Source organism: Rhodopseudomonas julia, assembly GCF_030813515.1.
GTDB classification, from domain to species: domain Bacteria; phylum Pseudomonadota; class Alphaproteobacteria; order Rhizobiales; family Afifellaceae; genus Afifella; species Afifella julia.
Genome location: NZ_JAUSUK010000002.1, coordinates 1,237,409 through 1,257,020 on the forward strand (window position 1 = coordinate 1,237,409; position 19,612 = coordinate 1,257,020).

Here is a 19,612-nt window from a genome sequence, read left to right on the forward strand (position 1 = left end):
CACATAAAGGGCTGCCATGACCAGGCGTAAAGACAGGAGTTTTGCCGTCATCGGCCTCGGCACATTCGGCAGCACCGTCGCATCTGAACTCGCCCGCTTCGGCAACCATGTTCTCGGTATAGATATCGATGAGCGCAACGTCGCGCGCCTCGCGGACGATATTGCCGAAGCGATCATCGCCGATGGCAGCGACGAGGACGCTCTGCGCGAGGCTGGCGTGGGAGCCTGCGATGTCGCCGTCGTGGCGATCGGAGAGGACCTCGAGGCGAATGTCCTGTGCACGATGAACGTGAAGCTGCTCGGCGTACCGACCGTATGGGTCAAGGCGACGAGCCGGACGCATCACCGCATTCTGGCGAAACTGGGTGTCGACCGGGTCATTCAGGCGGAACGCGAGGTCGGTCAGCATATCGCCCAGATGCTCTACAATCCGCTGGTGCGTGATTATGTGAGCCTCGGGAACGGCTTCCACATCATCGATCTGCGCGTGCCGGAGGAGCTCGATCAGACATCGATCGGTGAGCTGAAGCTTGGTGAGAAGTTCGAGGTTCGGTGCCTCGGTTTGATGCGCGAGAGCGATTACATTTCCTGCACCGGAGCCGACACGCTCCTTGAGACGGACGACAAGCTGCTTCTCCTTGGACGGCGAGAAAATCTCAGATCACTCGGCGACAGCCTTCGATTCGCGTGATGGTCTTTCCGCTTTCGCCGCGCTTCTGGCGTCGCACGGTCGATCTTCCGCCGCCAGCGGTCCTTTCCCTTCTCTATGCGGGGCTCGTTATCGTCGGCACGCTCGCTCTGAAGCTGCCATGGGCGGCGAGGGACGTGCCTGCCACCTGGTCCGAGGCGCTCTTCACCGCGACTTCCGCCGTGACCGTGACGGGTCTTTCCGTCGTCGATACCGGCAGCCATTTCACCTTTTTCGGCCAGCTCGTCGTGCTTGTCCTGATCCAGCTCGGCGGGCTTGGTCTCATGACCTTTGCCGTCCTCGTGCTGACCATGCTCGGCCTGCCCGTTGGCGTTTCCCAGCGCGTCTTCTTGCGCGAAGAGCTCAACCAGACGTCTTTCGCTGATCTTTTGCGCCTGGTGCGCCAAATCCTGCGTGTGGTGGTCGTCTGTGAGGTCGCCGGCATCGGCCTTCTGGCGTTCGTCTTCGTGCCGGATTTCGGGCCTTGGGAGGGGTTATGGCAGGCGATCTTCCATGCCGTTTCCGCTTTCAACAATGCCGGATTTTCGCTCTTTGCCGACAATCTCAGCGGCTATGTCTTCGATCCGATCATCAACCTCGTCGTCCCGGCGCTCTTCGTCATCGGTGGGATCGGCTTTATCGTGACCTCCGACATCATGCAGAAGCGCCAGTGGCGACGCTACACGCTGCATACGAAACTGATGCTCGTCGTCACGCTCGCGCTGATCGTGTGGTCAGTTGTGGGATTTGCCGCGCTGGAATGGAACAATCCAGCGACGCTTGGCCAGTATCATTCGATCGCGGAGAAGCTGACGGCGAGCTGGTTTCAGGGGCTGACGACGCGCACGGCTGGCTTCAACACGCTCGACATGTCGGGCATTCACGACGCGACGGCGCTGATGTTCATGTCCTTGATGTTCATCGGCGGCGGCAGCACGTCGACGGCAGGCGGCATCAAAGTCACGACCTTCGTCGTGCTGATGCTCGCCACGATCGCGTTTTTCCGGCAGCGGCCGAATCTGCATGCCTTCGGCCGGAGCCTCGGGCGCGAAGAGGTCATGAAGGTGCTGGCGCTCAGCATCGTGAGCGTCATGGTGGTGATGGGCGCAATCTTCACGATTTCGCTGTCGCATGACGGCGACTTCCTCGATCTCACATTCGAGGTCACTTCGGCGTTCGGTACGGTGGGGTTGTCGCGTGGCGCCACGACCGAGCTTGATACGCTCGGGCGGTGCGTGATTATCCTCGTCATGTTCATCGGCCGTGTCGGGCCGCTGACGCTGGGCTTCTTTCTCGCGACGAAAGTGCCGCCACGCATCCGCTATCCGGCAAGCCGGATCTATCTTGGCTGAGAGCGAGACCGAGAAGCGTCGCCTAGGCCATTCGGGTCGCTCTTGCAGGCTGGCTGCAGTTTCGGCTGGCCATGTCGCATTCGCGCAGTGGCAGATTTCTAGACAATCTGGCTATCTCATATGTTCCATAATGCATCTTATGCGAATCACGGTATTGCGCTGAGGCGCGTTCAGTCTGCTCTTCCCCTTGGCGCGCAGCCTGCGTAGCGCTAAGGCACTCCCCATGTCAGACCAGCGCCCCATCGATCGTCTCATCTCCGTTATGGCCAACCTGCGTGACCCTGAACGCGGCTGTCCGTGGGATGTGAAGCAGGATTTCTCATCCATCGCGCCCTACACGATCGAGGAAGCCTATGAAGTTGCCGACGCGATCGAGCGTGCCGATCTCGAAGATCTGCGCGAGGAGCTCGGTGATCTCCTCTTGCAGGTCGTGTTCCACGCCCGCATGGCCGAGGAAGCCGGCGCCTTCGCCTTCGACGACGTCGCCGATGCGATCGTGGACAAGATGGTCCGACGCCACCCGCATGTCTTCGGCGATGGCACGGCCGCCGACCCGGCCGCGGTTAAAGTCCGCTGGGATGAGATCAAGGCTGAGGAAAAAGCCCGGCGCCGCGAAAAGCGGCTGCGTCAGGGTCTTCCCGCCGATCCCGGGCTCTTGGCGGACGTGCCGCGCAGTTTTCCCGGTCTTCTGCAGGCGTTCAAGATGCAGGAGAAAGCCGCGAAGGTCGGTTTTGACTGGCCTGATGTTTCGGGCGCTGTCGACAAGCTCAAGGAAGAGATCGTAGAGGTCGAGGCGGAAATCGCCGCTGATGATCGCGAGCGGCTGGCCGGCGAGATCGGCGACGCCTTGTTCGCTATGGTTAACGTCGCTCGCAAAAGCGGAATCGACCCCGACGCCGCGTTGCGGCGCACGAACGAAAAATTCCGCCGTCGTTTCGAAGCTGTCGAACACGGGCTGTCGGAGGGCGGCCGATCCATGAAAGACGCCACGCTCGATGAGATGGAAGCGCTGTGGCAGGCCGCGAAATCGCGCGAAGGCGCGCTCGGATCCGACTAAGCGGTCTGTGCTTCCTTCGGCACGTTGAGCGTCACGCCGTCGCCTCGCGCACGTTCCTGCAGCTTCTGAAGACGCCCGCTCGGCAGACGCACAACGAGGCGCGTTTCGCCTGTCTTGGGGTCGTCGGAACGTGAAAGAACTTCGCCGTTGTCATAGAGCCAGGCGGCTTCGCCCGACCGGGCGGCCTGGAAAACCACCTCAACGACGGCGCGTTCCTTAAACAGGCGCTCTTCCAGCACATGGAGGAGATCGGACAACCCCTCGCCCGTCAGCGCTGAAACAACGACCTTGTCCGTCGCTCCGGCCGCCTTGCGCCTGAGCGCCTCGGCGACATCGGCGTCGAGAAGATCGATCTTGTTCCAGACCTCCACGAGACGCGGGTCGGACCCCGCTTCGATCCCAAGCTCGGACAGCACCTCGTTGACGTCTTCCGCCTCCGCCTGAGCATCCGGCGATGCGATGTCTCTGACATGAACGATGAGGTCGGCGTCGAGGACCTCTTCGAGCGTCGCTCGAAACGCTTCCACGAGGGACGTCGGCAGATGCGAGATGAAGCCGACCGTGTCGGAGATGATCAGTGTTTCGCCATGCGGCAGGCCGACCCGCCGCATTGTCGGATCAAGCGTGGCAAAAAGCTGATCTTCGGCGTGGACCGCGGCACCCGTCAGATGATTGAAGAGCGTCGACTTGCCGGCATTGGTGTAGCCGACAAGCGCTGCGACCGGATAAGGCACCCGCTGGCGCTTGGCACGGTGAACGCTGCGCGTATTGCGGACGCTCTCCAGCTGTTTCTCGATACGTCGAATGCGGTCCTGGATCTGGCGTCGGTCGGCCTCGATCTGCGTCTCTCCGGGTCCGCCGAGGAAGCCAAAACCGCCGCGCTGACGCTCAAGGTGCGTCCATGAACGAACGAGCCGGCTCTTCTGGTAATTGAGGTGGGCCAATTCCACCTGCAGCGTGCCTTCCTTGGTGTGAGCACGCTCACCGAAGATTTCGAGAATGAGGCCGGTTCTGTCGAGGATCTTGACGTTCCACGCCCGCTCCAGATTGCGCTGCTGGATGGGTGTGATCGGATGATCGATGATGACGAGGCCCGTCGCCAGCGTCCGCACGAGAACGGACAATTCCTCGACCTTGCCCGGGCCGAACAGTGTCGCCGGCGTCGCTTTTCGTAGAGGGACGGCAAGGGCCTCGGCAACGTCGAGCTTGATTGCTTCGGCCAGGCCGATCGCTTCCGCCCGGCGCGCCTCCGGTGGCCGTTGCTGGGTCGCCTCATCTTCACGCCCGCGCATCTCCGGTAAAAGTATGAGCGCCCGAGACATGTCGGGCGCATCATCTGGTCCGGTTTCCAGGTCGAGCGTGTTGCGGTCTTTGGGTTGCAAACAGCCTATCCGTTGTCGTCTTCAGGTTCGAACAACTGCACCGGCTGATTGGGCATCACCGTGGAAATCGCATGCTTGTAGACAAGCTGCGAATGCCCATCACGCCTTAGAAGCAAGCAAAAATTGTCGAACCACGTGACAATTCCCTGCAGCTTGACACCGTTGATGAGAAAAACTGTGAGCGGAGTTTTTGCCTTACGGACGTGGTTCAGAAATGTATCTTGCAAGTTTTGGTTTTTGTCGCCCATTGTCTCCGTCGACCTTTATTGTTGTTGCGCCGCGCGAAACAGATTGCCTGTTTCGCTTCGGCCTGTCACCCCTCAACAAGACCTACCCAGATATAGGTAGCGTCTAGTGCGCTTCCAGTTGCGCCACCTCATGAAAACGCTGTCGGAGAGCCGTCGCAATGGAGCCGGGGCGACCATTGGCCACGCTCTGCCCGTCGATCGCCACGATCGGCATGACGAGGGTCGTCGCTGCCGTCATGAACGCTTCGCGGGCACCCTTGGCTTCTTCTGGGGTGAATTTTCTTTCTTCAAGCTTCAGCCCGTCGCGTCGGGCAACCTCTTCCACCGTCTGCCGCGTCACTCCCGGCAAGATTCCCGTGCCGTTCGGACGGGTGACGAGCGCACCGTCCTGCGTGACGATCCAGGCCGTCGTCGAGGATCCCTCGGTGACGTAGCCCTCTCCGTCCACGAACCAGGCTTCTTTGGCGCCGGCCTCTTTGGCTTTCTGCTTCGCCATCGCATTCGGCAGGAGGCCTACGGTCTTGATGTCGACGCGTTCCCAGCGATTGTCCGGCGTCGTGATGACGGCAACCCCCTCCTCGGCCTGTTTGTCGGCCTTGCTGCGGTCAAACGCTTTGGCCGTGATGACCACGGCCGGGCGCGTGCTCGCTGGCGGGAAGATATGTTCGCGCGGAGCCACGCCGCGCGTGATCTGCAGATAGACCATGCCTTCAGTCACGCGGTTGCGGCGCACGGTTTCGCGCATCACCGCCGTCAGTGCGGCCCTTGTCATGGGCATGGCGATCGACAATTCACGCAACGAGCGCTCCAGACGATCGAGATGGCCTTTCATATCGACGAGACGGCCATGCCAGATCTCACAGACCTCGTAGACGCCGTCGGCGAATTGGTATCCGCGATCCTCCACATGCACCATCGCATGGGCGTGCGGGACATACCGGCCGTTGACATAGGCCACTCTCGACATCGGAAAACTCCTCCACAACGCAGGATTCGTGCGCGCGATTTACGCAACGGCACTAAGCAAGATTAAGGCCGCACGACAAGGCATGTGCCCTTTGACGCGCAGGTGCCGGCTATGCGCAATCAGAAATACTCGAGGCTCACCCGCGCCATTTGCTCGACGCGATGCACCTGGTTGGCAATCGCAAAGATGACGAGGCGGTCGCCCTTGCGGATCTGGCTTGCGCCGGTTGGCACGATGACCTCGCCGGCATGTAGAATGGCACCGATCCGGATACCGCCTGGCAGATCGAGCTCGCGCAAAGGGCGGCCGACAAGCGGCGATGTCTCCAGCGCTTCCGCCTCGATCACTTCGGCCGCGCCGTTCTGGATCGTGTGGACGTTGCGGATACGGCCGCGGCGGACATGCTGCAGGATGCGGGAAATCGTGACGGCGCGGGGGTCGACGAAAGCATCGATGCCGATTGTGCGCACCAATGGCGGAAAAGCGGAATCGTTGAGGAGGCTCATCGCCCGTCGGCAGCCAAGCTTCTTCGCCATGACGCAAGAAAGGATGTTGACCTTGTCGTCGTTGGTGAGGGCGAGCATCGTGTCGGCCTCAGCGATGTCGGCCTCTTTCAGAATGACGTCGTCCATCGCCGAGCCGTGCAGCACGACCGTGCGGTCGAGCGCCTCGGCGATCTCGACCGCGCGATCGCGGTCCATTTCGATCACCTTGATCTTGGCGCGCGGATTGCGCTTCTCCAGATGGTGCGCGACGTAATGGCCGATATTGCCGCCGCCGCCGATGACGACGCGCGAGCCGAGCGTCTCCTGCTTGCCGAAAATCGTGAGGGTGCGCTTCACCCTGCCCGTGTCGGTCATCACGTAGACGAGGTCTCCTGCCATCATCTGATCGGCCGAGCGGGGCACGAACAGGTTTCCGTTGCGAAAGACGCCCACGACGATGGCATTGAGATCGGGAAAGAGCTCGGTCAGCTGACGAAGAGGCGTGTCGATGACCGGGCAGTTCTCGTCGCAGACGATGCCGAGGACCGTCACCTTGTCATCGGCAAACGGGATGGTCTCGACGGCACCCGGCTGCGCCAGGCGGCGGAGCACCATCTCGCCCACTTCGACCTCGGGTGAAATGATCACGTCGATCGGCAGATGATCGCGTGAGAAGAGGTTGCTCCAGTGCTTGGCGAGATAGGTCTGGGAGCGGATGCGGGCGATCTTGGTCGGCAGATTGAACAACGAATGGGCAACCTGACAGGCGACCATGTTGACTTCGTCGTACAAGGTGACGGCGATCAGCATGTCGGCCTCGTCGGCGCCTGCACGCGCCAGAACGTCCGGATGAGATCCGTGGCCGACGAAGCCGCGCACGTCGAGCGTGTCGCGAATGGCATTCACAAGATGCGGCGAACGATCGATCACCGTGACATCGTTGTTCTCCGTCGCCAGTTTCTCCGCGATGCCGTAGCCGACCTGACCAGCACCGCAAATGATGACGCGCATGAAATGTCCTTTTTTGCGAGAGTCCTTGGAGACCCTGAGGCTCTATACCCCGAGGCTCTTCAGCTTGCGATGCAGTGCCGAGCGCTCCATGCCAACAAATTCGGCCGTGCGCGAGATATTGCCGCCGAAACGGTTGATCTGCGCCGAAAGATATTCTCGCTCGAACACCTCACGCGCTTCCCGCAAAGGCAGCGACATGATGTGGGCCGATCCATCGGCGGGGCTCGCAGGCAGGATCTCGCCAATCTCCGGAGGCAGCATGGCGGCCGTCACCATCGCTTCCGCATCTCCCTGGGTCAGGATCATCAACCGTTCGACGTTGTTGCGCAGCTGACGGATGTTTCCCGGCCAGTCGTGCGCCTGGAGCACGGCCATCGCATCGTCGGCGATGCGTCTTGTCGGCAGGCCGGCTGTCTGGGCGATCTGCGCCATGAAATAGTCGACGAGCTCCGGGACGTCTTCGCGCCGCTCCGCCAGTGACGGAACGCGGATCGGAACGACGCTCAGGCGATGGAAAAGGTCTTCGCGAAACCGCCCCTCTTTGATCTCCGCTTCGAGATCGCGGGCGGTGGAGGAGAGGATTCGGACATCGACCTTGACCTTCTTGCTGCCCCCAACCCGCTCGAACGTCTGCTCGACGAGAACACGCAGGATCTTGTTCTGCGTCTCGCGCGGCATGTCGGCGACTTCCTCCAGATAGAGAATGCCGCCATGGGCCTCTTCGAGCGCGCCGACGCGACGATGTTCGCCCTCGATGGCTTCCGTGCCGAAGAGCGCGATTTCCATGTTCTCAGGTGTGATGGCAGCCGAGCTCAAGACGACAAACGGGCCGTTGGCGCGCCGAGAGGCGGCGTGGATGGCGCGCGCCACGCGTTCCTTTCCCGCTCCGGAAGCCCCAAAAATCATCACGCGGCTGTTCGTGGGCGCGACACGTTCGATCGTCTGTCGCAGATGGTGCATGACGGAAGAGGAGCCGACGAGGTCGTTGGTGACACCTGAGCGCTGCTTCAGCTCGGCCACCTCCTTCTTCAACCGCGACGCTTCCAAGGCACGCTGCGCCACGAGCACGAGGCGGTCCGCCTTGAACGGCTTTTCGATATAGTCGTAGGCGCCGCGCTTGATGGCCGAGACGGCCGTCTCGATGTTGCCGTGACCGGAAATGATCACCACCGGCAATGCCGGATGCTCGGTGTGGATGGCATCGAGAAGCGCCAGACCATCGAGCCGGCTTCCCTGCAGCCAGATGTCGAGAAAGATGAGGCCGGGCCTGCGTTCCGCGATTGCTTCAAGTGCTGCGTCGCTGTTGGCGGCGGTGCGTGTTCCGTGGCCTTCGTCTTCAAGAATGCCGGCGACGAGTTCGCGGATATCGGCTTCATCATCGACGACAAGGATGTCGGTAGCCATCACTTGCTCTCCTGTTCGGCGCGTTCCGTAGGCAACGTGTCTGCCTCGGTCGCGGCCGGATGGTTGCTATGGGGGAAGTTCATTCGAACGCAGGCGCCGCGTGCATCCACGCCGGCTGCTCGTGCATCGAGAAGTTCAATGGAGCCTCCGTGTTCCTCCATTACCTTGCGTACGATCGCAAGGCCGAGGCCCGTGCCTTTCTGGCGCGTGGTCATGTAGGGTTCGAGAAGCTTCTCGCGACCCTCCTGTGGCAGACCCTTGCCGTTGTCGATCACATCGACGATGGCGTGATCGACATCGTCGCGCACGCGCACGCGGATTTCGCCGCTCACGTGTTCATCCTCCGGAACGGCCTCGATCGCCTCTGTGGCGTTCTTGACGATATTGGTGAGCGCCTGCGTGACCAGGCGATGATCGACCGGCGCCTCGACGGGCGTTTCCGGCAGATCGAGTGCAAAGCTGATGTTCGGATTGCCGACTTCCTGAAGGAAGACCGCTTCGCGGATGAGTTCGCGCAGATCGCGCGCTTCCATGACCGGCTTCGGCATCCGCGCAAAGGCAGAAAACTCGTCCACCATGCGTCGGATATCTCCGACCTGGCGAATGATCGTCTCCGTGCACTGATCGAAGACGACGCGATCTTTCTCTTCGTCGATCCTCGGTCCGAAGCGGCGCCGGATGCGCTCGGCGGAAAGCTGGATCGGGGTCAGCGGGTTCTTGATCTCATGGGCGATGCGGCGGGCAACGTCGGCCCAGGCAGACCGACGCTGCGCGGCGACGAGGTCGGTAATGTCGTCGAGCGTGACGACGAAACCGTCGTGTGAGCTGTCGTCGGACTGCTCGATCGTCACCTGCACATTGAGCGTGCGCGGTTCGCCATCGCGCGCAATGATGATCTGATCGCGTGCAGAACCACGACCGCGGTTGGCGACCTCGTCGAGAACCTCCTGCAATTCCGGTAGAATCTCGTTGACGTGACGGCCGACGATACCGGTCTCTTCTTCGCCGATCGCTTCGAGCGCCGGATGATTGGCGAGTGTCACGATACGGTCTGCGTTGAGACCGATGACGCCCGCCGAGACGCCCGACAGCACGGCCTCGGTGAAGCGGCGCCGCTCGTCGAGCTGGCTGTTGGCGGCAAGCAGCGCATTGCGCTGTGATCGCAGCTGGCCCGCCATTCGGTTGAAGGTTGCGGACAGAATGCCGAGGTCGCCGGCCTTCTCCTGTACCGGCACGCTGACGTCGAGATTGCCGCCCGAAATCTTACTGGCGGCGCCGATCAGATGTCGGATTGGCGCGACGAGCCCGTTGGCAAAGCCGAGACCGATCCAGATGGCGGACAAAAGCACCACCAACGCCATGCCGACGAAAAGAATGGCAAAGGCGATCTGCACCCCGAAGCGGTTTTCCTGCAATTGGCCGTATTCGGCGGCGCTCTCCTCCGTGAGCCGGACTTGTCGGGTCACCTTGGGGTCGAGCGGGCGCGCCAGATAGAGATAGACGTCATCGAGGCTGGTGATCTTCAACACACCGCCGACGAGATTGGTGGTGCCCGGCGCGATCAAGGCCGGGCGGCCTTCATCGGCATCTTCGAAGACCTGCTGCGGCGGCGGCGGGACCTTGAGGTTCGTGGAGGTCTTGCCCTCCACGATCACGGATCTGTCGCGCCGGATGAGTGCGATTGCAGACAGGCCGCGCAGCTGTGCCTGATTGGAAAGATAGGCGGCAATCGCCTTTTTGTTGAGCTCCAGATCCGGCGCGACGCGGTTGAACTCGCTTGCGATCGCCAGAAGATCGATCGCGAGGATGCGGCTGTGCTCCTGCACGTAGGCCTGAGCCACTTCCCGCGAATTCTCGATGATCGCTTCAGTGCGCTCGGCGAACCAGCGATCGAGGCCCTTGTTGAGAGTGATGGAGGCGATCCCGGCAGTCAGGATCGCCGGCAGAGCCGCGATGATCGAAAACAGCGCGACGATACGCACATGCAGCCGAGCGGCTGCACGTCCGTGTCTGCGCGCGATCCAAAGCCCGGTTGCCTCGAACGCCACCGTCCCGATCAGGAAAAGCACGACGATGCCGTTCAAGAGGCCCGCCGCACGCACGACCGCGGGCGTCGGCTCGATGCTGGTTTGTCCGGTCAGGATCAGAAACGTTCCGATGGCGCTCGAAAGCGCCAGCAGAACCGCGAGCAGGCCGACCATGCGCGCGATGCGGTTGCGTTCGCCAAAGCCCGGACGGATGCGTTCGGGTGGCAGATCAGGGCTAGTGGCGACGGACATGGATCCTACGGTCGATCGGAGTGATCGCTCATGCGTGGGCACAGAACGTGGCTAATATGTCACAAAAACGGCGCCCGCACAGTGCACGAGCCCCTTTTATCTCGGACCGCGCACAACCAGTATCTGTAGATCACGAATTTTCTTGCGCAGCGTGTTGCGATTGAGCCCCAAAAGCTCGGCGGCACGTATCTGATTGCCGTTCGTGGCGCCCAAAGCCGCGCCGATCAACGGAACCTCGATCTCGCGCAGCACGCGGTGGTAAAGGCCAGGCGGCGGCAAGGCATCACCGAACTCATTGAAAAGATTCGTCATGTGCCGCGCGACGGAATTCGAAAGGCTCTCTTCCTCCGCCGGGCGCGTGGATTCCTCCACATCTCCGATCGGATCGAGTTCGTGACGAATCAAGTCCGCGGTGATCGTCTCCTGCGGATAGAGCGCGGTCAGGCGCCTGATGAGGTTTTCGAGTTCCCGCACATTGCCCGGCCAGCGGTGGCGCTTCAGCACATCGAGTGCTTCATTTTCCATCGTCTTGACGGGCAGGCCTTCGCGCTCCGCCTGGACAAGGAAGTGGCGAACGAGATCCGGAATGTCGTCGGTGCGCTCGCGCAATGGCGGAAGACGGATCGGCACGACGTTGAGGCGGAAGAAGAGATCTTCGCGGAACAGTCCCTGACGAATGAGGTTCTTCAGATCCTTGTTCGTTGCGGCGACGATCCGGACATCGGTGCGGATCGGTGTGCGGCCGCCGACGGTCGTGTACTCGCCTTGCTGCAGAACCCGTAGCAATCGTGTCTGTGCGTCCATCGGCATGTCGCCGATTTCATCGAGGAAGAGCGTGCCGCCCTCCGCCTGCTCAAAGCGGCCGGCGGAGCGATGTTGAGCGCCAGTGAAGGCGCCGCGTTCATGGCCAAAGAGCTCAGATTCGATGAGCTCTCTCGGGATTGCGGCCATATTGACGGCGACGAATGGTCCCTTCCGACGCTTGCCGTAATCGTGGAGCGCACGGGCCACCAGCTCCTTGCCGGTGCCGGATTCACCGAAAATGGTGACGGTCAGGTCCGTCTGCATCAACCTGGCAAGAACGCGGTAGATGTCCTGCATCGCGGGCGAGCGGCCGACGAGCGGAATGGCTTCATCTTGCTGATCGTGATCGGCGATCACTTTCGAGCGCGGTTCCGACAACGCCCGCCCGATCGTCGCAATAAGCTCCTTCAGGTCGAAGGGTTTCGGCAGATAATCATAAGCCCCCCTCTCCGACGCCTTGATCGCGGTCATGAAGGTATTTTGTGCGCTCATGACGATGATCGGGAGCTCGGGCCGGATCCGCTTGATGCGCGGCAGGAGCTCGAATGCGTTCTCGTCCGGCATGACGATGTCGGTGACGACGAGATCGCCCTCGCCTTCCGCCACCCAGCGCCACAGCGTGGCCGCGTTCGATGTCAGTCGGACATTGTATCCGGCGCGCGACAGCGCCTGGTTCAAGACTGTTCGGATCGCCGTATCGTCGTCGGCGACGAGAATCGTGCTCTGACTCACGAGGTTCCATCCTCCTTCAGGTCGAGCTCGTCCGACGTCTGTTCGAGCGTCGGCATAAGAATGCGGAAAAGCGTGCGGCGGGGCTGGGATTCGCACTCGATGATGCCTCCGTGATCGCCGATGATCTTGGCTACGAGCGCCAATCCAAGACCCGTGCCATTCGCCTTTGAGGTGACAAACGGGTCAAAGAGATGAGGCAGTACGTCGTCGGGCACGCCCGGTCCATTGTCGATGACGGTGAATTCTAGCGGCAGGCTGACACGGCTTTGCGTCCCGGGGACCGACAGACGAATCCCAGGCCGGTAGGCCGTTCGGAACGTTATCTCCGAATCTTTTTGATCTGCAAGAGCTTCGGCCGCATTCTTCACTAGATTTATGAAGACCTGCAGAAGCTGGTCGCGGTTCGCCAGGACCGGCGGCAGCGATGGATCGTATTCTTCGGTGATGCGGATGCCGCGCGCAAAGCCGGAGGTGGCAAGCGTCTTCACGCGCTCCAGAACGCGGTGAATGTTGACCGGCTCGCGCTCGATCGGGCGGGCGTCGGTGAAGGTTTCCATCCGATCGACCAAGCCTGCGATGCGGTCCGTTTCATCGCAGATGAGACGGGTCAGCGGGCGATCTTCGGGGCTTGCAGACGCTTCGAGGAGCTGGGCGGCGCCACGGATGCCGGAAAGTGGGTTCTTGATCTCGTGCGCCAGCATTGCGGCGAGGCCGGTCACGGTGCGCGCGGCCCCGCGATAGGTGAGCTGTCGATCGATCTTTTCCGTCACCGAACGCGGAAGCAGGAGGACCGATACACAGGAATCCGTCATGGAGACCGGCGTTGCGTAGATATCGACGAGCTTGTCGGAGCCGATGCGCGGCGAACTCATGTCGACGCGGTACTCGGCGATCGCAGCCCCGCGCGCACGCACCTGGTCGAGCAAGGGAAACAGAGGGCTGCCGAAAGGCACGAGGCGTTCGAGGCCGTCGCGATGCATGACGGTGGAGCTTGCGCCGAAAAAACTCTCCGCTGCCTGGTTGGCGTTCAAAATGGTGTTGTCTGCATCGACCACGAAAATCGGATGCGGCAAGGCGTTGAGGATGGCGAGCGCCGGCACGCCCTCTTCTTCGTAGGGCTTCATCAGGCGGCCTCGCGCAAGGAGGCGGCATCCGCTCCAAGATCAGGCAAGAGGGCTGCCAGTTCCGTTTTGACGCGCTGTGGCTCTGTTTCGCGTAGAAGCTTCCCGCGAGCAGCTTGTGCCTGTGCGTCCATCGCAAAATCGTCGAGGTACCAGGCAAGATGTTTTCTGGCGATGCGAACGCCTGGAACCGGCCCATAGTGAGCCAGGATCATATCGTAATGCTCCATAATGAGGTCCGCACGCTCTCTCCCGGTCGGATCGGGTCGTGGGATTTTGCCTTTAAGGACGTCGCCCGTCTGACCGACGATCCAAGGACGCCCGTAAGCGCCGCGGCCGATCATGACCCCCGCCGCACCCGAGCGTTGCAGCATTTTCGGCGCATCTTCGGGCCGCGTAAGGTCGCCATTGGCGATGACCGGAATTCTCACCGCTCGGACAACCGGCCGGATGGCGTCCCAATCGGCCGCGCCCTTGTAGAACTGGCTGCGCGTGCGTCCGTGGACTGTCACCATGGCAACGCCGACATTTTCCGCTCGCTGCGCCAGCTGTGCCGCGTTGAGCGACGTGTGGTCCCAGCCGAGCCGCATCTTCAGCGTGACGGGAACTTTGGCGGTCCGGACGGCGGATGCGATCAGACGCTCGGCGATGTCGAGATCGCGCATGAGATGGGAACCGGCGAAGCCGCCAGTCACGCGTTTGGCCGGGCATCCCATATTGATGTCGATGATTGAAGCGCCTGCTGCTTCGGCAATCCGCACGCCCTCAGACATGGCCTCTTCGTCGCGCGCGGCGAGCTGCACGACATGCAGGGAAAGTCCCTCGCCTTCCGCACGCAGGCGTGCCTCTTCCGATTGCCGCTGCACGGCGTCGCAGGCGACCATCTCGGAAACCACGAGCCCCGCGCCGTAACGCGCAGCGAGCCGCCGAAACGGGAGGTCGGAGACCCCCGACATCGGCGCAAGCAGGGCGCGATTGGGAATCGACAGCCCGGCAATCTTCAAGCTATCGGTGGTGAGATCTGCGTCGGGCAATGATGAAAAATCCGGCAAAACTGCGTTTGCCGATAATCTAGTCATGTACACGGCTTCGGCAAGTCCGTGAGCGAGGTTTCGGTACACATGAACGGTCAAGAAGGCAATGTTGCGCCATGCTCGTCCGCACGACCCAGATATGCAGCTCTGATCGTGGCAGCAGGGCGGGGTCACAGATCCGGGCTCGGGCTGCCGAAGCAATATGCGCAAATCGGCGGTATGACGGTGCTGCGTCGAACCTTGCTTGCTTTCCAGAGGGCCGAGGAGATCGACGTCATCCGGTGCGTCATCCATCCAGACGACCGGGCTCTTTACGACGAGGCGGTGGCGGGTTTGTCCGGCATCGGGGAGCCGATTGCGGGTGGAGCCACGCGACAGATCTCGGTGCGCCTCGGTCTGGAAGCACTTTCGGATGAGCGCCTGGATGTCGTTCTCATCCACGATGCGGCCCGCGCTTTCGTCTCGCGCGAGTTGATTGCCCGGATGGCCACAGCGACCAACGAAAAGACCGGGGCGGTCCCGACGCTGGCGCTCTCCGACTCGTTGAAACACGTCGAGAACGACACCGTCTTAGGGACGATCGACAGATCGAGCTGCCGCGCGGTACAGACGCCGCAGGCTTTTCCATTCCAACCCATTTTGGAAGCGCACCGGGCCGCCACAGAACGGGACGATCTGACCGACGATGCGGCCGTCGCAGAGGCCGCCGGCCTCCATGTGCGCTCCGTTGAAGGCGATGAAAGGAACATCAAGCTGACAACTTCCGAAGATTTTGCGCGAGCTGCTGCCCATCTGGCTCCGGCGCGCGAGTTTCGCGCAGGCCAGGGCTTCGACGTGCACGCCTTTTGTCCGGGCGATCACGTCTTCCTGTGCGGTGTGAAGATCGATCATGACATGGCCTTGGAAGGCCATTCGGATGCCGATGTCGGGTTGCATGCGCTCACCGACGCCATCTACGGGGCGATCGGAGAAGGCGATATCGGACAGCACTTTCCGCCGAGCGACCCGCAATGGAAGGGCGCGGATTCAGAGATCTTTTTGAAGGCGGCGGTGGAGCGCGTGGCTGCCCGAGGCGGAGCCATCGTCAATGTCGACGTGACGCTGATTTGCGAAGCACCCAAGGTCGGACCGCATCGCGAAGCCATGTCGGAGCGGCTGTCACAGATGCTCGGGATCGCCCGCCATCGAATCAACGTCAAGGCGACGACGAGCGAGAAGCTCGGCTTTACCGGCCGCCGCGAGGGCATCGCGGCTCTTGCCGCCGTCAGTGTCGCGCTGCCAGGAGACGGCGATGCATGATCTGGAGAGCAAGGCGATCGAGCTTCTCGCTCTCTGCAAGGACAAGGGCTTCCGGCTGGCAACGGCGGAATCCTGCACGGGGGGCGGCATCGCGGCCGCCCTTACGGATATCCCCGGCTCATCCTCCGTCTTCGAGCGCGGCTTCGTAACCTATTCCAACGACTCCAAAGAAGAGCTTCTCGGCGTCCCGAAGACGCTCATCGACATTGAGGGGGCGGTGAGTGAAGCCGTTGCGCGGGCGATGGCGGAAGGTGCGCTCGCCCATTCGCACGCCGATATGGCCGTTTCAGTCACAGGTGTTGCAGGTCCTGATGGCGGGACGAGCGCAAAACCGGTCGGGCTTGTCCATTTTGCGGTGGCGCAGCACCATCGGGTGACCGTCCATCGTGAGAGACGGTTCGATCCCCTCCTCGGTCGCGAGGGAATTCGGCGTGAAAGCGCGATCCTCGCGCTCAACTTTCTCATCGAGACGGTGCAAAACGCGCCGGATTAAAAGGCGCAATAAGCGGGTCTGTTCAGGCGCGGGAGGGTGCGCCTTCGGTTCCGTAAAGGACATCAGCGCGGCGTTCGAAGGACGCAGCAAAGGTTCGGAACACGCGGTCGAACATCGCGCCCATCAACGTGGCGAGCGTCCGGCTCTTGAATTCGTAATCGATACAGAAATGGATCTTCGCCTGGTTTTCCCCGAGGCGCTCGAAAGTCCAGATATTTTCCATCGTACGAAACGGCCCATCGAGATAATCGGCCCGGATGGACAAATCCTCGCGGTCCAAGGTCACCTTGCTGGTGAAGGTCTCGCGCAGCATCTTGTAGCCGACGGTCATGTCGGCGACGAGAATCGTGCGGCCCTCGATCTGCTTTCGTCCCCGCACGTTCAGCCTTTCGCAGAAAGGCACGAATTGCGGATATTTCTCCACGTCCGCGACGAGATCGAACATCTCCTCCGCGGAATGATTGACGGTACGGGAAGTCTCGTGATGGTGCATGGGATCAGCTGGCGAGTGCAGCCCGGGCCTTGCGAAGGCGGGCGAAATCATCTCCGGCGTGGTGGGAAGATCGCGTCAATGGGCTCGCCGACACCATGAGAAAGCCTTTGGCATAGGCGATCGCCTCGTAACTCTTGAAGCCCTCAGGAGGGACGAACTCTTTCACCGGGTAATGCTTGCGCGAAGGCTGCAGGTACTGGCCCATGGTCAGGAAGTCGACCTCTGCCGTCCTGAGATCGTCCATCAGCTGCAGCACTTCGTTGCGTGTTTCCCCAAGGCCGACCATGATCCCGGACTTGGTGAACATCTCCGGATCGAGCTCCTTCACGCGCTGCAAAAGCCGGATGGAGTGGAAATACCGAGCGCCAGGCCGCACTTTGAGATAAAGCGACGGCACCGTCTCAAGATTATGGTTGAAGACGTCGGGGCGCGCTTCCACGACGATCTCGAGTGCGCCCTTTTTGCGAAGGAAATCGGGCGTCAGCACCTCGATCGTGGTCTCCGGCGTCGCCTGTCGAATGGCACGAATGACGGCTGCGAAATGTGCCGCCCCCCCATCCTCGAGGTCATCTCGGTCGACCGAGGTCACCACCACATGCTGCAGGCCCATCTGGGCGACGGCATGAGCCAGATTTTCCGGCTCGGCCGGGTCGACCGGCCCGGGCATGCCCGTGCGGACGTTGCAGAACGCACAGGCGCGGGTGCAGGTCTCGCCCAGGATCATGAACGAGGCGTGCTTCTTTTCCCAGCACTCGCCGATATTGGGACAGCCCGCTTCCTCGCACACCGTGACGAGTTTGTTCGACCGAACGATGCCGGCCGTATCGCGGTAGCCCTGTGACACGGGAGCCTTGACGCGAATCCAGGCGGGTTTGCGCTGGATCGGCGAATCCGGCCTGCGGGCCTTCTCGGGATGGCGCGGCCGGACGGGTGTCTCGGGCGCGCCATCTTCGGAAGGTTCGAGTGTGTTGATGAGAGTGACCAAAACTCTTGACTATCCGCGGCCGCGAATTGCGCGGTATCCAAAAATGAGGAGGCAGGCGCCGATCGCAGCTACGACGAGCTGACCGATGAAGCCGCCGAGGGTGGAACCGAACAACCCAACCAGTAAGGCATTCAGGATAACGGCGCCCAGAATGCCCAAAACGATATTTGTGAGCAGGCCGTGGTCGGCGCTCATAACTTTTTCGGCGATCCAACCGGCGAGACCGCCGATGATGATCGTCATAATCCAACCGAAACCTTCCATCCCCGTCTCCTCTAGATTGCTTTCGGCCCTGCCGGGCACGAGTTCATACGTGGATAACGCGGTCATACGCGTCAAGAACGCTCTCGTGCATCATTTCCGAGAGGGTCGGATGCGGGAACACCGTGTGCATCAACTCTTCTTCCGTCGTTTCGAGGTTCATCGCGACGACGAAGCCTTGGATCAGTTCCGTCACTTCGGCACCGATCATATGAGCACCCAAAAGCTCCCCTGTCTCTGCGTCAAAGATCGTTTTGACGAGCCCGTCCGGCTCGCCGAGCGCGATGGCCTTGCCGTTGCCGATGAAGGGGAATCGCCCGACACGAAGCTTGCGTCCGGTTTCCTTGGCTTTAGCTTCGGTCAACCCGACGGAGGCGATCTGCGGATGACAATAGGTGCAACCCGGGATCTTGAGCTTGTCCATCGGGTGCGGCTGCATGCCTTTGATCGCCTCGATGCAGATGACCCCTTCGTGCTCGGCCTTGTGCGCGAGCATCGGCGGGCCCGCAACGTCGCCGATCGCATAGACCCCCTCGACGCTCGTCCGACCGTAGGGATCGGCCGAGATCAGCCCCCTCTCCGTCTTTACGCCGAGCTCTTCCAGGCCGAGACCGTCGATATTGCCAACCACGCCGACAGCCGAGATGACGCGCTCGAAGGTCTTCTTTTCGCTTTTTCCGTCTTTCGTCTCGATCGTCGCCGTTACGTCGTTCGACCCCTTCTCAAGCTTGGACACTTTCGCCTCGGTGAGAATCTTGATGCCCTGCTTCTCGAAGCGCTTTCTTGCGAGCGATGAGATTTCCGCATCCTCTACGGGCAGGATTTGCGGCAGCACCTCGACGACGGTCACGTCGCAGCCGAGCGTGTGGTAAAAGGAGGCAAATTCGATACCGATCGCGCCAGAGCCGACAACGAGCAGCGATTTCGGCAAACTCTTGGGCGCCATCGCCTCGAAATAGGTCCAGACGAGCTTCTGGTCCGGTTCCAGGCCAGGAAGAACGCGAGGACGTGCGCCTGTCGCGACGATGATATGCTTGGCGGAGTACTGGCCGGGCTCGAGCGCTCCTTTCGGCGCGGGCTCGTCGCTCGGCGACACGTCGATCTTGCCCTTGCCTGCGAGTTTCGCCCTCCCCCAGATGACGTCGATCTTGTTCTTCTTCATGAGGAAGCCGACGCCTTGGTTGAGCTGGCTCGCGACGCCGCGCGAGCGCTTAACGACGGCGCCCATGTCGAAGCCGATTTTTTCCGCCGACAATCCGTAATCGCCGGCCTTCTGCATGTAATGAAAGATCTCAGCGGAGCGCAGCAAGGCCTTCGTCGGGATGCAGCCCCAGTTGAGGCAAATGCCCCCGAGATGGCGCGCTTCGACGATGGCGGTCTTAAAGCCAAGCTGCGCGGAACGGATAGCCGTCACGTAGCCGCCGGGTCCTGCACCAATGACGACTACGTCATAAGATTTATCCGCCATTTCGCCTCGCCTGATCCTCTTTTCACATTCCTGCCGGATCGCTCCGGAG

General features: G+C 61.5%; 18 protein-coding genes. 5 read left to right on the forward strand and 13 right to left on the reverse strand.

Annotated elements, in window-relative coordinates; genetic code table 11:
* The first annotated feature begins 16 nt into the window (after window positions 1–16).
* The 3 genes from J2R99_RS15095 (at window position 17) to mazG (ending at window position 3,097) form a co-directional block, all read left to right on the forward strand.
* Window positions 17–691, forward strand: a complete 675-nt coding sequence (locus tag J2R99_RS15095) for a potassium channel family protein (RefSeq protein WP_307155225.1) — start codon at window positions 17–19, stop codon at window positions 689–691.
* The gene (locus tag J2R99_RS15100) at window positions 691–2,040 is read left to right on the forward strand and encodes a TrkH family potassium uptake protein (protein WP_307155226.1); all 1,350 of its coding nucleotides are present in this window, start codon (window positions 691–693) and stop codon (window positions 2,038–2,040) included. The genes J2R99_RS15095 and J2R99_RS15100 overlap by 1 nt, the downstream gene beginning before the upstream one ends.
* Before the next feature lie 223 nt (window positions 2,041–2,263).
* The gene (gene mazG, locus J2R99_RS15105; protein WP_307155227.1) at window positions 2,264–3,097 is read left to right on the forward strand and encodes a nucleoside triphosphate pyrophosphohydrolase; all 834 of its coding nucleotides are present in this window, start codon (window positions 2,264–2,266) and stop codon (window positions 3,095–3,097) included.
* Here mazG and hflX read toward each other — a convergent pair.
* The 9 genes from hflX to dusB all read right to left on the reverse strand — a co-directional run bounded on the left by hflX (window position 3,094) and on the right by dusB (window position 14,609).
* Window positions 3,094–4,419 (reverse strand): GTPase HflX, encoded by a 1,326-nt coding sequence (gene hflX, locus J2R99_RS15110; protein ID WP_370872422.1) that lies wholly within the window; start codon window positions 4,417–4,419, stop codon window positions 3,094–3,096. The two genes, mazG and hflX, sit on opposite strands and share 4 nt — an antisense overlap.
* A gap of 65 nt (window positions 4,420–4,484) precedes the next feature.
* Entirely contained in the window at window positions 4,485–4,727 is a 243-nt protein-coding gene (gene hfq / locus J2R99_RS15115) for an RNA chaperone Hfq (protein ID WP_092812272.1), read from the reverse strand.
* Window positions 4,728–4,830: 103 nt separating this feature from the next.
* Window positions 4,831–5,694 (reverse strand): D-amino-acid transaminase, encoded by an 864-nt coding sequence (locus J2R99_RS15120; protein ID WP_307155228.1) that lies wholly within the window; start codon window positions 5,692–5,694, stop codon window positions 4,831–4,833.
* A gap of 119 nt (window positions 5,695–5,813) precedes the next feature.
* A complete protein-coding gene (gene trkA, locus J2R99_RS15125) occupies window positions 5,814–7,190 on the reverse strand; it encodes a Trk system potassium transporter TrkA (protein WP_307155229.1) in 1,377 nt (458 codons plus the stop codon).
* A gap of 42 nt (window positions 7,191–7,232) precedes the next feature.
* On the reverse strand, window positions 7,233–8,594 hold the full coding sequence (gene ntrX, locus J2R99_RS15130) for a nitrogen assimilation response regulator NtrX (protein WP_307155230.1): 1,362 nt from the start codon (window positions 8,592–8,594) through the stop codon (window positions 7,233–7,235).
* Window positions 8,594–10,873, reverse strand: a complete 2,280-nt coding sequence (locus J2R99_RS15135) for a sensor histidine kinase NtrY-like (protein ID WP_307155231.1) — start codon at window positions 10,871–10,873, stop codon at window positions 8,594–8,596. Before J2R99_RS15135 ends, ntrX begins: the two co-directional genes overlap by 1 nt.
* 96 nt (window positions 10,874–10,969) lie before the next feature.
* Window positions 10,970–12,505: a nitrogen regulation protein NR(I) gene (gene ntrC, locus J2R99_RS15140; protein WP_503167853.1), complete on the reverse strand. Its 1,536-nt coding sequence runs from the start codon at window positions 12,503–12,505 to the stop codon at window positions 10,970–10,972.
* Complete coding sequence (locus tag J2R99_RS15145) at window positions 12,406–13,533, reverse strand: two-component system sensor histidine kinase NtrB (RefSeq protein WP_307155233.1); 1,128 nt, start codon at window positions 13,531–13,533, stop codon at window positions 12,406–12,408. The genes ntrC and J2R99_RS15145 overlap by 100 nt, the downstream gene beginning before the upstream one ends.
* Window positions 13,533–14,609 carry a tRNA dihydrouridine synthase DusB gene (gene dusB / locus J2R99_RS15150; RefSeq protein WP_370872380.1) on the reverse strand — a complete coding sequence of 359 codons (1,077 nt, stop codon included), beginning with the start codon at window positions 14,607–14,609 and terminating at the stop codon, window positions 13,533–13,535. Before dusB ends, J2R99_RS15145 begins: the two co-directional genes overlap by 1 nt.
* Before the next feature lie 42 nt (window positions 14,610–14,651).
* Here dusB and J2R99_RS15155 point away from each other — a divergent pair, with 42 nt between their 5' ends.
* Both J2R99_RS15155 and J2R99_RS15160 read left to right on the forward strand, forming a co-directional pair.
* Window positions 14,652–15,863 carry a bifunctional 2-C-methyl-D-erythritol 4-phosphate cytidylyltransferase/2-C-methyl-D-erythritol 2,4-cyclodiphosphate synthase gene (locus tag J2R99_RS15155; RefSeq protein ID WP_307155235.1) on the forward strand — a complete coding sequence of 404 codons (1,212 nt, stop codon included), beginning with the start codon at window positions 14,652–14,654 and terminating at the stop codon, window positions 15,861–15,863.
* On the forward strand, window positions 15,856–16,356 hold the full coding sequence (locus J2R99_RS15160; RefSeq protein ID WP_307155236.1) for a CinA family protein: 501 nt from the start codon (window positions 15,856–15,858) through the stop codon (window positions 16,354–16,356). The genes J2R99_RS15155 and J2R99_RS15160 overlap by 8 nt, the downstream gene beginning before the upstream one ends.
* Before the next feature lie 22 nt (window positions 16,357–16,378).
* Here J2R99_RS15160 and J2R99_RS15165 read toward each other — a convergent pair whose 3' ends face one another.
* Genes J2R99_RS15165 through lpdA form a run of 4 tightly spaced genes read right to left on the reverse strand, consistent with a single transcriptional unit; the run spans window position 16,379 to window position 19,563 of the window.
* Entirely contained in the window at window positions 16,379–16,849 is a 471-nt protein-coding gene (locus J2R99_RS15165; RefSeq protein WP_307155237.1) for a type II toxin-antitoxin system RatA family toxin, read from the reverse strand.
* Window positions 16,850–16,853: 4 nt separating this feature from the next.
* Window positions 16,854–17,834, reverse strand: coding sequence for a lipoyl synthase (gene lipA / locus J2R99_RS15170; RefSeq protein WP_307155238.1), 981 nt, complete (start codon window positions 17,832–17,834; stop codon window positions 16,854–16,856).
* 9 nt (window positions 17,835–17,843) lie between these two features.
* Window positions 17,844–18,164, reverse strand: coding sequence for a GlsB/YeaQ/YmgE family stress response membrane protein (locus J2R99_RS15175; RefSeq protein ID WP_370872423.1), 321 nt, complete (start codon window positions 18,162–18,164; stop codon window positions 17,844–17,846).
* Window positions 18,142–19,563, reverse strand: coding sequence for a dihydrolipoyl dehydrogenase (lpdA, locus tag J2R99_RS15180; RefSeq protein ID WP_307155239.1), 1,422 nt, complete (start codon window positions 19,561–19,563; stop codon window positions 18,142–18,144). The genes J2R99_RS15175 and lpdA overlap by 23 nt, the downstream gene beginning before the upstream one ends.
* Window positions 19,564–19,612 lie beyond the last annotated feature (49 nt).

Bases quoted from the DNA above. Each gene is read 5' to 3' on its own strand.
- J2R99_RS15095 (WP_307155225.1), top strand. From the start codon at position 17: ATGACCAGGCGTAAAGACAGGAGTTTTGCCGTCATCGGCCTCGGCACA.
- J2R99_RS15100 (WP_307155226.1), top strand. From the start codon at position 691: ATGGTCTTTCCGCTTTCGCCGCGCTTCTGGCGTCGCACGGTCGATCTT.
- mazG (WP_307155227.1), top strand. From the start codon at position 2,264: ATGTCAGACCAGCGCCCCATCGATCGTCTCATCTCCGTTATGGCCAAC.
- hflX (WP_370872422.1), bottom strand. From the start codon at position 4,419: ATGTCTCGGGCGCTCATACTTTTACCGGAGATGCGCGGGCGTGAAGAT.
- hfq (WP_092812272.1), bottom strand. From the start codon at position 4,727: ATGGGCGACAAAAACCAAAACTTGCAAGATACATTTCTGAACCACGTC.
- J2R99_RS15120 (WP_307155228.1), bottom strand. From the start codon at position 5,694: ATGTCGAGAGTGGCCTATGTCAACGGCCGGTATGTCCCGCACGCCCAT.
- trkA (WP_307155229.1), bottom strand. From the start codon at position 7,190: ATGCGCGTCATCATTTGCGGTGCTGGTCAGGTCGGCTACGGCATCGCG.
- ntrX (WP_307155230.1), bottom strand. From the start codon at position 8,594: ATGGCTACCGACATCCTTGTCGTCGATGATGAAGCCGATATCCGCGAA.
- J2R99_RS15135 (WP_307155231.1), bottom strand. From the start codon at position 10,873: ATGTCCGTCGCCACTAGCCCTGATCTGCCACCCGAACGCATCCGTCCG.
- J2R99_RS15145 (WP_307155233.1), bottom strand. From the start codon at position 13,533: ATGAAGCCCTACGAAGAAGAGGGCGTGCCGGCGCTCGCCATCCTCAAC.
- dusB (WP_370872380.1), bottom strand. From the start codon at position 14,609: ATGACTAGATTATCGGCAAACGCAGTTTTGCCGGATTTTTCATCATTG.
- J2R99_RS15155 (WP_307155235.1), top strand. From the start codon at position 14,652: ATGAACGGTCAAGAAGGCAATGTTGCGCCATGCTCGTCCGCACGACCC.
- J2R99_RS15160 (WP_307155236.1), top strand. From the start codon at position 15,856: ATGCATGATCTGGAGAGCAAGGCGATCGAGCTTCTCGCTCTCTGCAAG.
- J2R99_RS15165 (WP_307155237.1), bottom strand. From the start codon at position 16,849: ATGCACCATCACGAGACTTCCCGTACCGTCAATCATTCCGCGGAGGAG.
- J2R99_RS15175 (WP_370872423.1), bottom strand. From the start codon at position 18,164: ATGACCGCGTTATCCACGTATGAACTCGTGCCCGGCAGGGCCGAAAGC.
- lpdA (WP_307155239.1), bottom strand. From the start codon at position 19,563: ATGGCGGATAAATCTTATGACGTAGTCGTCATTGGTGCAGGACCCGGC.